Annotated in this window: 13 protein-coding genes; 3 read left to right on the top strand and 10 right to left on the bottom strand. The window is 37.1% G+C overall.

All coding sequences use genetic code 11. The annotated features are described in order from the left end of the window. Window positions 1-43 precede the first annotated feature (43 nt). Window positions 44-304 (bottom strand): DUF3973 domain-containing protein, encoded by a 261-nt coding sequence (locus ACM5BR_RS13225; protein ID WP_416828427.1) that lies wholly within the window; start codon window positions 302-304, stop codon window positions 44-46. Between the two features lie 665 nt (window positions 305-969). On the opposite strand from ACM5BR_RS13225, the gene ACM5BR_RS13220 reads away from it, so the two are divergent. Then, window positions 970-2,277, top strand: coding sequence for an MFS transporter (locus tag ACM5BR_RS13220; RefSeq protein ID WP_416828426.1), 1,308 nt, complete (start codon window positions 970-972; stop codon window positions 2,275-2,277). Between the two features lie 61 nt (window positions 2,278-2,338). Here ACM5BR_RS13220 and ACM5BR_RS13215 read toward each other — a convergent pair whose 3' ends face one another. Beyond that, the gene (locus tag ACM5BR_RS13215) at window positions 2,339-3,259 is read right to left on the bottom strand and encodes a response regulator (protein ID WP_416828425.1); all 921 of its coding nucleotides are present in this window, start codon (window positions 3,257-3,259) and stop codon (window positions 2,339-2,341) included. 6 nt (window positions 3,260-3,265) lie between these two features. Further along, entirely contained in the window at window positions 3,266-4,537 is a 1,272-nt protein-coding gene (locus ACM5BR_RS13210) for an ATP-binding protein (protein ID WP_416828424.1), read from the bottom strand. A 321-nt stretch (window positions 4,538-4,858) separates the two neighbouring features. Here ACM5BR_RS13210 and ACM5BR_RS13205 point away from each other — a divergent pair, with 321 nt between their 5' ends. Continuing rightward, window positions 4,859-6,172 carry an anaerobic C4-dicarboxylate transporter family protein gene (locus ACM5BR_RS13205; RefSeq protein ID WP_416828423.1) on the top strand — a complete coding sequence of 438 codons (1,314 nt, stop codon included), beginning with the start codon at window positions 4,859-4,861 and terminating at the stop codon, window positions 6,170-6,172. Between the two features lie 73 nt (window positions 6,173-6,245). Beyond that, complete coding sequence (gene aspA / locus ACM5BR_RS13200) at window positions 6,246-7,706, top strand: aspartate ammonia-lyase (RefSeq protein WP_416828422.1); 1,461 nt, start codon at window positions 6,246-6,248, stop codon at window positions 7,704-7,706. A 256-nt stretch (window positions 7,707-7,962) separates the two neighbouring features. Here the strand turns inward: aspA and ACM5BR_RS13195 are convergent, their stop codons facing one another. From ACM5BR_RS13195 to ACM5BR_RS13165, 7 genes are all read right to left on the bottom strand, one after another. Then, on the bottom strand, window positions 7,963-8,238 hold the full coding sequence (locus ACM5BR_RS13195; RefSeq protein ID WP_416828421.1) for an adhesin: 276 nt from the start codon (window positions 8,236-8,238) through the stop codon (window positions 7,963-7,965). 32 nt (window positions 8,239-8,270) lie between these two features. Beyond that, window positions 8,271-10,040 carry an arsenical pump-driving ATPase gene (arsA, locus tag ACM5BR_RS13190; RefSeq protein ID WP_416828420.1) on the bottom strand — a complete coding sequence of 590 codons (1,770 nt, stop codon included), beginning with the start codon at window positions 10,038-10,040 and terminating at the stop codon, window positions 8,271-8,273. A 19-nt stretch (window positions 10,041-10,059) separates the two neighbouring features. After that, window positions 10,060-10,425 carry an arsenite efflux transporter metallochaperone ArsD gene (gene arsD / locus ACM5BR_RS13185; protein ID WP_416828419.1) on the bottom strand — a complete coding sequence of 122 codons (366 nt, stop codon included), beginning with the start codon at window positions 10,423-10,425 and terminating at the stop codon, window positions 10,060-10,062. A gap of 91 nt (window positions 10,426-10,516) precedes the next feature. Then, window positions 10,517-10,936 carry an arsenate reductase (thioredoxin) gene (gene arsC / locus ACM5BR_RS13180; RefSeq protein WP_416828418.1) on the bottom strand — a complete coding sequence of 140 codons (420 nt, stop codon included), beginning with the start codon at window positions 10,934-10,936 and terminating at the stop codon, window positions 10,517-10,519. A 13-nt stretch (window positions 10,937-10,949) separates the two neighbouring features. Continuing rightward, complete coding sequence (locus ACM5BR_RS13175) at window positions 10,950-11,591, bottom strand: MIP/aquaporin family protein (protein ID WP_416828417.1); 642 nt, start codon at window positions 11,589-11,591, stop codon at window positions 10,950-10,952. Window positions 11,592-11,619: 28 nt separating this feature from the next. Then, window positions 11,620-11,967, bottom strand: coding sequence for an ArsR/SmtB family transcription factor (locus ACM5BR_RS13170; protein ID WP_416828416.1), 348 nt, complete (start codon window positions 11,965-11,967; stop codon window positions 11,620-11,622). Between the two features lie 548 nt (window positions 11,968-12,515). Then, entirely contained in the window at window positions 12,516-13,490 is a 975-nt protein-coding gene (locus ACM5BR_RS13165; protein WP_416828415.1) for an ROK family glucokinase, read from the bottom strand. Between the last annotated feature and the right edge of the window lie 189 nt (window positions 13,491-13,679).

The raw sequence follows: 13,679 nt of genomic DNA, 5'->3' as shown, positions 1-13,679 counted from the left end.
ATTTCTACGCATTCACTTCTCTGAATAACCCTGAGTCAAATTTTCATAAATATGATTTAGGTAGACAGTAGGAATTAATATAATCATGAACAGCTAACCAGTTAGTAATATTCAAGTTATGGATATTACATTCAGTTGATTGTTGCATATTTTCTCCCTTAACTTCCATATCACATATGTCACACGTACCTAGATGAATCCTTGCTCCAGTTCCTGGCTCTATATAAAATCCTTTTTCAAAAACCTTTCCAGGGATATTTTCTTCATTATGCAGATTTGAACATACAGTACAATAGTAATACATGACTCCTTCACCTCTTCTGAAAGTAATTCTATACTCGTATCCCTAAGATGTAGGATACAATCCTGAAATATTCTTTTATTATTTATACAACAGGTTATGATGAAATATTGAGATGAGTGCAAGTCCGTTGAGATAATGTTGACAAAATCACAACTCCCTTTGAAAAATAACAAGAATCTATATCCTTATTAATAACGAAACTTACAAATTATTAGGACTATGAAGTTTTTTTATCGTTTTCCTGAAGTATATTATCCTTTACATATACTGTTGATAAAAATTCAACAATTTGCTCTCGTTTTTTGTTTCTACATGTACCCCGTACCATTCCGATTCTTTATCCGTTTATGGAGTTTTTATTGAACTACACGAATTTTATTTAATAATCAGACAATTCAATTGACCTTAAGATATAAAGAATTTACAATATACCTATTCTAATGGGCGAAGCCGTTGAATGTGAAACTATTCAGCACCCGAAATATAAGTTGTTGATGAGATGAAAAAGTTTGAAGAGTTACAAGGTGCGGAACATGTATTAAATCAAGAAAGATGGATGAATTTGGAGCCTGCCCGATTTCTACAATGAATGATTGTCTTAACTTAGTAGAATGGGGAAAAAACAGTCACTTTTTAATAAAGTTAAAATTATTTAGGAGGACATAATGATAACAGAAATGGTGTCTAAATCTGATGAATCAAATCAACCGACTTGGTTACAAAGCTACATTGATTCTCCAGAAAAACAACGACAGCTATATCGACGGACGTTGTTCATCGTTGTTATTTCACAAATTTTTGGAGGGGCAGGACTTGCAGCAGGTATTACAGTTGGAGCACTGCTCGCTCAGCAGATGCTAGGAACAGATAGTTTTGCGGGAGTTCCAGTCGCACTGTTTACTCTTGGTTCTGCTGGAGCTGCGTTAGTTGTAGGGCGACTCTCTCAACGTTTTGGGCGCCGCGTAGGACTAGCTACAGGATTCTTTGCAGGTGGTATTGGCGCGATTGGCGTAGTAGTTTCAGCATTAACCAATAATATCGTATTACTTTTTGCTTCCCTACTAATCTATGGTGCTGGAACTGCTACAAATTTACAAGCACGCTATGCAGGTACCGACTTAGCAAATTCATCGCAGCGTGCAACAGCAATCAGTATCGCAATGGTATCAACCACATTCGGTGCTGTTGCGGGGCCAAACTTGGTTGATGTAATGGGCCGATTTGCTATGTCAATTGGTGTCCCTGCTCTAGCCGGTCCATTTATTCTAGCAACTGCGTCCTACATCCTTGCAGGTTTGGTACTTTTCACTTTCCTTCGTCATGACCCTCTTATCGTTGCAAAAGCCATTGCAAAGGTGCAGAAAGCGGATAAGAGTAACATTTTAGACACGAATTCCAAAACACCGGCAATAAACAACCGAGGAATAATTGTGGGTGCCACACTCATGATCTTAACTCAAGTTGTCATGATTGCAATTATGACAATGACACCCATACACATGAAGCATCACGGGCATAACTTGAGTGAGGTAGGAATGGTAATTGGTATCCATGTCGGGGCCATGTACCTTCCATCCCTTATAACTGGAGTACTTGTTGACAAGGTTGGGCGAACTACAATGGCAATCGCCTCCGGTTTCACTCTACTAGCTGCAGGTATTCTGGCTGCTTTTGCACCAGCCGATTCCATGCTAGTACTCATGATCGCCCTTGCTTTACTTGGGCTTGGCTGGAACTTTGGCTTAATTAGTGGTACAGCACTCATCGTTGATTCCACTCACCCATCCACCCGTGCAAAAATGCAGGGAACGGTTGATGTTTTAATAGCTTTGGCTGGAGCATCTGGAGGAGCTCTTTCTGGGATGGTTGTAGCACAATCGAGTTACGCTATGCTCTCACTTTGCGGAGGCATCCTTTCACTACTGCTTATCCCTGTTGTTATCTGGTCTCGTATCAATCAAAACAATGGCTAACAGAAGCTTACTATTGCATTGGAGGATATTTAATAAATATAGGGAAACAGCAAAAACAGGTTTATTCGTTTTCTTTTGCTTCCATAAATAACGCTTTTATGAATTTTTTGATGTTGATCCGTATGGAACTGGGGTTATTGTTCGTTTTTCTTTCCAACTCAAGCATTTTCATTCTTATTTGACTGTAATCAAAAAGCTCCGATGAATAATTTTCAAATGTTGGGTTTGCAAAGTCAGTTAACCCAAGTGAAGCGATATTCTCAAGCGCTTGATAGATGGTTCTTCGTACCCGTTGTTCACTTGACTTTATTTCTTTTCTTATTTCATTTTGTGAAACGGTACTGCCAAGTCGTTTTTCAGCAACCATCTCATACAAATCCCTTAAAGGTGGCATTTCACGTATTCCTTCATTTTCTAATTGATTTAATACTTCTAATAAATCAAGTAAATCTTTTGTCCCGCTGTTACTAATAACCCCAAGTTTCAGCAAAATACTTTTTCCGGAAGATATAATCGGATTTACTTTGTTCTGATAAACGATTTTAGGTAAATTGTTTTGAGTATGATTACTTAAAAAGCTTAATGAATTTTGAATGTCATGGAGTGATTTTTCCAGCAACAGATGGTTACTTACTTTCTTAAGGATACTCACAACTTCAAGACGGTTAATTGGTTTTGTGATATAATATTCTACTCCAAGCGAGTAGGCTTCACTAATCATATCCTTTGTTTCGACTTGTGAGAGCATAATGATTTTTCCATTAAAGAAAGGGGCTATTTCCCTGATTGTCTCAATTCCATCGCGATTGGGCATGAGCAAGTCAATGAGCAGGACATCAACTTCCAGTTTAGCAAGAATATCAGGATAGACTTCTGAGCCGTCCTCTGCTTCACCTACCGTAGTCCCGAATCCATCTTCTTCAATGATATTTGAAAGCATTTCAATAATAATCGCGGAATCATCTACAATAAAAAAATTCACTATTTATCATCCTTTATCAATTAAGCTTGCTACCGGAAGGAGCATTTCAAAGGTAGTTCCTTCTGTATGAGTTGAATCTACGAGTATCATTTCTCCACCAATATTTTCAATGACACTTTTGATATAAGATAATCCGATTCCATTTGAAGCAACTCCAATTTGGTCAAACTTTGTCGTAAAACCAGGTTCAAAAATAAAAGGTTTGTTTTTCGGGGAAATTCCGCAGCCATTATCATTTATCTTTATTTTGACCATGTCAACAATTCTCTCAACTGTTAACCTAATCCTCCCCTCCATATGAATGGCTTCGACAGCATTAGCTACAAGATTATTTATTAGAGAAAAGAGGAAAAACGTTAGGTATTGCGGATGTACACCCAAGATGTTTACCTGATAATGAATCGTTTTACCGAGCATCTCTCCGTAACTTTTATTTGCACGAATTATGATGTCGATGACTTCTTCAATGTTCATGAAATCATCTAAGTTTTCTTTAATCATTAGCTTTGATAATCCTGCATAAATACGCTGATTATCTTTTTTGATTTCATGCAAATCCCCTGCAATTTTAAGAGCTACTTTTGCCTGTTCGTGATTCTCCCGCCTTTTTAAATCCCGATAAAGCACATAGCAGGCACTTGTCAATTCCTCAGCATTCATAGTGGACTTTTTCAATTGAAACATTTCTACATACAAATTTGAAATTAATAGTAAAATCTGCTCCGTCCGTTCTTGAATGTGTACTTTCTCAAGTCTTGTCTCTCTCAATATAAGAATATTAAAAAAGCCGAGGACAAAGAAACTTCGGATAACAGCTATCCCTGCAATGAGAATAAAAGTATGGATAGTAATTCGTACATGGGCGATGGAAAAACGTATAGAAATTTCAACTAAACTGGAGATAATTTCTATCAGGACGCCGTACCATCCAATGAGAAATGGACGTTCATTCAAACTATTGATTTTGAAAATATAAAAGAGCGAAGCGAATGTTAAGTAATAAAAGAATGCAGGAAAATTTAACCAAATATCGTTCTGGATGGTGAATGAATGAACCTGAATACTGTCAAGAAATATCCGAAAGACCACAACTGCAATTCCGGTTAAACAGCCGGCAATTACAGGATGGATTTTGCGTAACCATAACAAAATAAAGAAAAAGACGGGTGTTCCCAAGCTTACTCTAATGTCAGAACCATCAAATGGATAGAATTTTAATTCCCCAGCAATAGGAACTGTAATGATCATAAATAAGTAGGTCAATAATTTATCGCACATAAGGACCACTTCCATTTTAGAGAGTGTTTCACTTCTACATCTTAATACAAATTAATATAAAACATTTTGTATTTGAATGATGAAAAACGACAAATTTATTACACTTCCTATTGGTTTTGTAGATTTATGTAGATTTATGTAGATTGTCAAACATGCTCTTATTGAACAAAGAAATGTTCCAACTTAAAAGGATGGGTCAACAAAAGGCTTTATTTTTTCACAATTACTTACGGGGGTAAAGGAAAACATCAAGATTCATTTCGGGTAAAAGCAAAGATTAGTTATTGAACATTCCAATTGTTAGGAGGTAAGGCAATTACTATGTTTTGGATACAATTTTTAATTGTTCTAGCATGCATATTCATCGGCGCGCGATTAGGCGGTATCGGTCTCGGTGTTATGGGCGGAGTGGGGCTGGCTATTCTTGTTTTTGTCTTTAGACTTCAACCTACTACAGCACCAATTGATGTTATGCTGATGATTTTGGCTGTCGTGACAGCGGCTGGATCTCTGCAAGCAGCCGGAGGCATGGACTACCTTGTTCATGTAGCAGAAAGGGCTTTAAGGAAAAATCCAAAAAGGATCACATTCATTGCCCCAATCGTTACTTATCTATTTACACTGTGTGCCGGAACAGGCCATGTTGCCTATTCGGTTTTACCAGTTATAGCGGAAGTATCTCGTGAATCCGGTGTGAGACCGGAAAGGCCAATGGCCATCGCTGTTATTGCCTCACAACAAGCCATAACAGCAAGCCCGATTTCAGCAGCAACTGTTGCCTTACTCTCACTTTTATCTGGTTTTAAAATCAACTTGCTCGATATTCTATTAATCTGTATTCCGTCTACTTTTATTGCCTGTATGATTGCAGCTTTTGTATCAAGCAAAATGGGAAAAGAGTTAAACGAGGATCCTGATTATCTAAAACGTTTAGAAGAAGGTTTAGAGCCGATTAAAAAAGATAAGAAAGAATTCATCGCATCTAGCAAAGCAAAATTCTCGGTCGTTCTCTTCCTTATAGCAACAATTTTGGTTGTTTTATTAGGCTCATTTGAAACGTTGCGCCCGGGTTGGACGATTAATGGAACCTTTACAAGGCTGAGCATGCCGGCTGCAATTGAAATTGTCATGTTAACGATTGCCGCGCTTATTATTATTTTCTGTAAACCAGATGCACAAGAAATTGTTTCGGGCAGTGTCTTCAAAGCAGGTGCAACTGCTGTTGTAGCTATTTTTGGTATTGCTTGGATGGGAGACACTTTCTTCCAAGGAAATCTTAAATTAATTTCCGGTTCTATTTCTGATTTAGTTACAGCAGCACCGTGGTTATTTGCTGTTGCTTTATTTGCTTTATCGATCCTGTTATACAGCCAGGCAGCAACTGTTCGTACTTTAATGCCTCTTGGTATAACACTCGGAATTTCTCCGGCTTTGTTAATTGCAATGTTTCCGGCAGTGAATGGATATTTCTTTATACCAAACTATCCAACAGTTGTAGCAGCCATCAACTTTGATAGAACTGGTACAACGAAAATTGGGAAATATATATTAAATCACAGCTTCATGATACCGGGCTTAATTGCTACAATCGTTTCCGTAGGGCTTGGTATGATCCTGAGTATGATTATCTTATAACGAAAAATTACTTCCTCAATCCTATCGATTACTTTTTAGAAAAATCTTAAAAAATACATTGGAGATGACTAGAATGAATGATTCAAAGAATTTCCGTATTGAAAAAGACTTTCTTGGAGAAAAAAAGGTTCCGGCTGATGCCTACTTTGGTGTGCAAACAATGCGTGCAGTTGAGAATTTCCCAATCACCGGATATAAAATAGATTCAGCTTTAATTAAAGCGCTTACAATGGTGAAAAAAGCAGCTGCGTTTGCCAATTCAGAAATTGGACAATTGGATAAAAAAATAGCAAATGCTATTATGACAGCCGCTGATGAAGTAATCGAAGGAAAACTAAATGACCAATTCATCGTAGACCCAATTCAAGGCGGTGCAGGGACGTCAATTAACATGAACACCAACGAAGTTATTGCCAACCGTGCGCTTGAAATAATAGGCGAGCAAAAAGGAAATTATAAGGCCATAAGCCCAAACTCCCATGTTAACATGGCACAATCAACAAATGACTCTTTTCCTACAGCGATTCATTTGTCTGCACTCATGACTTTAGAAAAGTTAATTAAAGTGATGGAAGACCTTCACTCAGAATTTATGAAAAAGGCAAATGAGTTTGATGGACTGATTAAAATGGGGCGAACTCATCTGCAGGACGCTGTACCTATCCTTCTCAGCCAAGAATTTGAAGCTTACGCACGTGTGTTGCGAAGAGATATTAAACGGATTAAAGCAACACGCAATAATTTATATGAAGTCAATATTGGGGCAACAGCTGTGGGTACAGGATTAAACGCCGAACCGGAATATATCAAAAAGGCAGTTGATTTTTTAGCGAAAATAACAGGCTTACCATTAAAAGGATCAGAAGACCTTGTTGATGGCACCCAAAATACAGACTGCTATATTGAAGTATCAGCTGCCCTTAAAATCTGCATGTTGAACATGTCAAAAGTGGCCAATGATTTGCGGATGATGACCTCTGGTCCACGCTGTGGTTTAGGTGAAATTAATCTTCCCCCGCGCCAACCGGGTTCATCTATAATGCCAGGAAAAGTTAACCCGGTTATGGCAGAGGTCCTAAATCAAAGTGCTTTCCAGGTAGCCGGGAATGACCTGACAATCAGCATGGCATCCGAGGCCGGTCAGTTTGAACTCAATGTTATGGAACCTGTCATCGCTTTCAATCTATTACAATCTATTAAAGTAATGACCAATGTCTTTACCGTGTTCCGTACCCATTGCTTAAGCGGTATTACAGCTAACAAAGAAAGATTGGAAGCTTACGTGAATAATAGTGTGGGTGTAATCACAGCAATCAATCCACATGTCGGCTATGAAACAGCCGCATCGATTGCAAGGGAAGCGATTATTTCAAACAGACCGGTTAGAGAAATTGTCCTTGAAAGAGGTGTTTTAACCAATAGCGAGCTGGATATCATTTTACACCCACTTGAAATGACGCATCCTGGTATTGCCGGCAAGGAATTACTTGATAAAAAGCTTCGTGAAAAAGAAAATGATTTAGTCCTTAAATAAGTAGAAAGTAGTCGCCAGGCTTTGATTTAGGGCCTGGCGACAAATAGATAATACCGAGCTTCAAAATCACAAAGGGGATTGAAAGATACAATTGTCGTGCTTTCATCACTAAGTATGTTTTTATGTTTTTTCACAGAAGGAAAGCATACGAAACGTCTCTTCATATAGTTCCTTTTAGTATTCGTTAAGTTTTAACCAATAAAAACAGACCTATTCACAAATATGAATAGGTCTGTCTTCCAGTCAAATATTATTCTCAACAACAGCTACTTGCACCTAATAAAACTAATCCTTCGCCATCTTGATTTTTTTCCTTATCCAACGTTAATTCTTCAGTCCCAGTAATTTGTGAATCGAACGCTACTTTAATTCCGTTAATCGTTTTAACAGTATCAGATTCCTGCGGTGCATCTAAAGATAACGCAAATTGAGGTCCGCAGCAACCAGCAACGGTAAATAACCGAACTCCTTCTGCTCCCTTTTCACTTAGTACATTTTCTAACAATTCTTTTGCTTCATCTGTAATTTTCATTTTCATTTCCTCCTATTCATCTTGCTTCAACATTAATAAATGAAATCTTTTAGCTTTTCGTATCCAGCCTTTTCTTCATGTAACCAAGGAATAATCGCACATTTCTCTGCAAGATTTTCATCTACTTCCTGAATCCATGCATTTTCTGCCATAGCTTTTCCTTTTAAAATAGGATCGTTCGTGTTCGTAGCAGATAAGCTTTGATTAATGACCCACCATTGTGGACGAATATCAGCCCGTCTTAGGTCATCTTGTAACCTGGATGCTTCTAAAACAGGAGTTGTTTCTGCAAGAGTAACAATGACAACCGCTGTTTCTTTTGGATTTCGAATACGCGGCAGCAATTCTTTTGCACTTTCCGGGGCATCACCGGTTGACCTTTCGATTTCTTTACTATAAGACTGGGAGGCATCCAACAATAATAAGGTATGTCCTGTTGGTGCCGTATCAATGACGACAATTTCATTTTTTGATTTAGCTACTACTTCAGCAAAAGCTTGAAAAACAGCAATTTCTTCTGTACACGGTGATTCCAAATCCTCTTTTAAGTAAGCGAGACCCGCTTCATCTAAATCCGTACTTGATTTGGCAATCACTTCAGCTTTATATTTTTCAACTTCTACTTTGGGATTAATACTGCTAATGGTTAAATTTTGATTCAAATGGTCAAATTTAAATTGATAATCTAAGTGCGCAGCAGGGTCGGTTGTTGTTAAGTGAACCCGATGCCCTTTTTCAACAAGACCAACCGCGATGGCAGATGCAACGGTTGTTTTTCCTACTCCGCCTTTGCCCATCGTAAAAATCAGCTTTGTCCCTTTTGCAGAAAAGTCATCAATGACATCTTTTAATCCTGGAAGATTTTTTGATTGATTTTCACTATTCAACTTAGTTGTCGAAACCAAATCGTATGGTTTAATTAGATGTCGAAGATTATCGATACCTGTTAAGGAATAGGGTACATATGGTAATGAGTACGTGTTGGTCCTCTTTAAATTTTCCGGTATCTGGTTTAGTGCATCCTTCTGTCTCCGGTAAAAAGCGGTTGATACTTTATCATCCTCGTTATGATTCTGAAGGAGACCGTTTATAATAAGCATTTGGTTCTTAATTCCAATCTCTTTCAGTTCAATTGAGGCACGATTTGCTTCGAACAGGGCTGAAACTTCTGGTCTTGTTACGAGTATTAAAGTTGTTTTAGCTGGATCAGAAAGGACAGATACTGCACTTGAATACAGGGCTTTTTTTTCTGATAATCCAGATAAAGGTCCTAAACAGGATGCACCGTGCGTACTTTCTTCTAAAAATCCATTCCAAGCAGTTGGTAGTTGTAAAAGTCGTAATGTATGTCCTGTTGGCGCCGTATCAAAAATAATATGGTCATATTGATCCACAATTTCACTATTGGTAAGAAAACCTGTAAATTCATCAAACGCGGCAATTTCAACTGTACAAGCACCTGATAATTGTTCTTCCATCGTAGCTACCACTGCTTCAGGAAACTTATCACGATAAGGCCCTATAACTTTCTCACGATAAGTCTTGGCTGAAGCTTCAGGGTCTATATTACTCACAAATAGATTTTCAATAGTAGGAACAGATTTTGGAGTACTGTTTAAATCAATTCCAAATACATCTTGTAGATTGGAAGCCGGATCTGTACTAATCAACAAAACCTTTTTTCCATTATCCGCTAATGCCACGGCAAGGGAACAAGCTGTAGATGTTTTTCCTACTCCGCCTTTTCCTGTTAAGAACAAAAACTGCGTATTAATATCATTAGGACTAAATGATGGGTACATGTTTATTCCTTCTTTCAATTTATTTCAGATCTTTTAAATTGATTGAAAGGCGCGCTTTTGGTTTTTCATTTAACTCTTCAGCCTTTACCTCAAACCATTCAGCAAATTCCTCGTTTGTTGGATAACTTCCTACTTTCACAACTTGATCATTTACTAAGACAACAGGTAACGCATCAGGCCCTTTTTCCATAAAAACACGATTTATTTCCTTGTTCTCCGCAAATTTATCAGGGTCTGTTGTTAATTGATAACGTTGAATAGTAAAGCCCTTTTTCTTTAATGAATAAACAGCAGAAGCCACCCTTGTTAATTCTGGATCAACACTTGGACCACATACGCCAGTTGAACAGCACATCGCAGGATCAAAAATCTCAACCTTGTTCATATCTATACCCCCAATATATTATTAAATAAGCATTTGCTTATTCTCTCCGTTTAAAGAAAACCAAGAGACAACCTCTTGGTTATTTAGTTTATTATTCTCCCGTTTCAGCGAAACGTTTAATGCGGGCTCCGATTTCATTACGAACACGTTGAAAGACTGTCCATTTTTCTTCTTCGGTTCCTTCGGCTTTTGCTGGATCATCAAATCCCCAGTGTTCACGTTTCACATGTGGGGGAGTCATTGGGCATTTATCAGCAGCGTCTCCACATAATGTTACAACCATATCAGCATTGTTTAAAATTTCAGGATCAATTATGTCAGACGTTTGATTAGAAATATCAATATCTACTTCCTTCATCGCTTTTACAGCGTTAGGATTTAAACCATGAGCTTCAATCCCTGCACTTTTAACTTCCCATTCATCACTTAAATATTTTTTTGCCCAACCTTCAGCCATTTGGCTACGGCATGAGTTTCCTGTACATAAGAAGTAAATTCTTTTTGTAGACATGATGTTTTCTCCTTTATTTTTCGTCTAGTATTTTATAAATAATTGCCGCGCAGCTTGCTCCTAAAATCGTTGCGACAATATATACCCATAAATATTGAGTTGTACCTGATACAATTGCAGGACCAATTGATCTGGCAGGATTCATCGAGGCACCAGAAATAGGACCGCCAAACATAGCTTCTAAACCTACTGTTGCACCAATGGCAATTCCTGCAAATGACTTTTGAGCTTTTCCATGAATGGCAGATCCAAAAATAACAAGCATTAAGAAAAACGTAAGTATAAATTCCAATATAAATGCTTGTGACCATGAACTTCTTGGTAAAGTAGCCCCTAATGAAGCAACCTTGCCAAATAAACATAATATCGTTGCACTTGCTGCAATTCCTGCAATGATTTGAGTAACAATGTAATAAAGTGTTTCCCTTTTGTTTATATCCCCATGGATTAAAAAACCAATGGTAACAGCAGGATTAAAATGGGCACCAGATAAATGTCCAAACGTATAAATTAATACCGTGACTACCAGCCCAAATGTAATGGCTACTCCTACATGTGTTAAACTTTTTGTGATTTCATCAATTACGACTGCACCTGTCCCGGCAAAAACAAGAAAATAGGTGCCTAAGAATTCACTGATTAACTTTTTTTTCATTGTTTTTTCCCCTTACAGAACACACCCCCTAGCAACCGCATTGAAGTGTAGGATTGTTTTTTTCTATTACTTTAATTTTCTCTGTTTGATCTGGTACATGCTCCAAAATATCTTCAATAAGACCATATAGATCATTTTGTGAATTTAGTGAGTAATAAATCCACTGACCTCTTCTATCTTCTTTAACCAGCCCTGCATCCTTTAATTTGCGAAGATGCTGACTGATAGATGGCTGACTCATATCAAACACTTCTTGAATTTCACAAACACAGCACTCCCGGTGTTTTAAAATCGCAACGATGGTTAATCGTGTTTTATCGCCTAACAATTTGATAACGTTAGCAGCTCGTTCTAATTCTACTGTTGTTTTTTCCATGCTAAAACACCTCCATTTATAGATTTACTTATTTATAATCGTTCCATGTACATTATTTATATAATCATCTGCTTATATAATAAATCACTTATCTATTTATTTCAACAAAATAATTATTAAGTCTTTGTAATAGAAATATAGATTGATAACCTTAGCTATCAACCTATATACCAAAATGAATTGTATTTAATTTTGATGTAAATTATGCACTATAGACTTAGGTGGTTTAATATTTCACCTTCTTCTGGCTCAACAGACTAAAGTCTAAAATTAAAAAAGCTACAGGTAAATGTTCCACCAGCAACTTTTTTTGTATCCCTTTATTGAATATAATTTTGTCTAAAGTATAATGAAGCATATTATTGCCAATCCGATAGTCACATAGCTAAAAAGACTTTAACTAGGTGGCAACAGTGATGCTTACAAAATTTATTATAAAGAAAATCCGGTCAATTTTCCTTTAGTAACTTTATCTCTATATAATACAAATATTTCTTTGTTTTCAAATAATACAAAGACTAATGTGGAAATTTCATTTTTTAATTAATCTAAATTTCTTTTTCTGAGTGTATAACTAACGATGCTGCTCCTATTACTCCGGCGTCATTTCCTAACTGAGCTAGTTTCACTTTTGTACTTGTTCTTACTTGTGGAAATGTAAACTTATGAAAGTATTCTTTTACTCCCTTTAACAGCATATCTCCTGCCGCTGAAACTCCACCACCAATAACAATTGCTTCAGGGTTTAAAACATTAGCAATATTTCCGCAAGCTAATCCTAAATAATAATAAAATTTATCTACTATAATGATAGCAAGCCTATCTCCTCGTTTTGCTAGATCAAATACTGTCTTTGAAGTCACTTCTTGTCCATCGTCAATTAACCATTTTAATTCTGATTCACCAGCAAATTCACCAGACAAATCTCGTGCTAATCGGACAACACCTGTTGCACTTGCTACTGTCTCTAGACAACCTTGATTTCCACAAGTACATTGATAACCATTAGGTTCTACGATAAGATGGCCAATTTCCCCTGCTGATCCAGCAAAACCATGAATTAATTTTCCTTCTGCTATAATGCCACCACCAACACCTGTACCAAGTGTAACAAAGGCAACATTGGCAACACCTTCACCAGCCCCCTTCCAACTTTCCCCTAATGCAGCTACATTAGCATCATTATCAAGGTAAAATGGAATGCTTGTACCAGCTTCAATCAGTTCTTTTACTGGTTGTAATGTACTCCAATTTAAATTATACGCTCCGATGACAGTCCCTTTTTCACGATCCACTATTCCAGGAGAACCCATTCCGATACCTAAGAAATCATTAGCTGATAATCCATATAAGTTTAGGCGATGATTAATAGATTCAATAATGTTTGGAATGATATTCTTTCCTTCATTTTCAATATCTGTTTCAATACTCCATTTTAGTTGAATATTACCATTCATAGTTAAAATGGCAAATTTTACGGTTGTACCACCTAAATCTATCCCAATTAATAATCTTCTTTTCATCTTTTTACCTCCTTATAAAACTGGTAAGGACCCACCTGTATTTCCTTGACCGAGCTGTACCCTAAAGTGCTACCAGTTTTGGGGTTATTTTTATAGTAGAACAAATAATTGTGGTGGTTTAGGTAAACCTCCCTACTACTCGATTGGAAACAATATCATAAAGTAAGCCAAATAGAAAATGATGTAAGC

Origin of the sequence: Ectobacillus polymachus, assembly GCF_048159605.1 — a bacterium.
GTDB classification, from domain to species: Bacteria; Bacillota; Bacilli; order Bacillales; family Bacillaceae_G; genus Ectobacillus; species Ectobacillus polymachus.
Note: the sequence above shows the minus strand (reverse complement) of the source record. Positions and strands in the feature narration are given on the sequence as shown.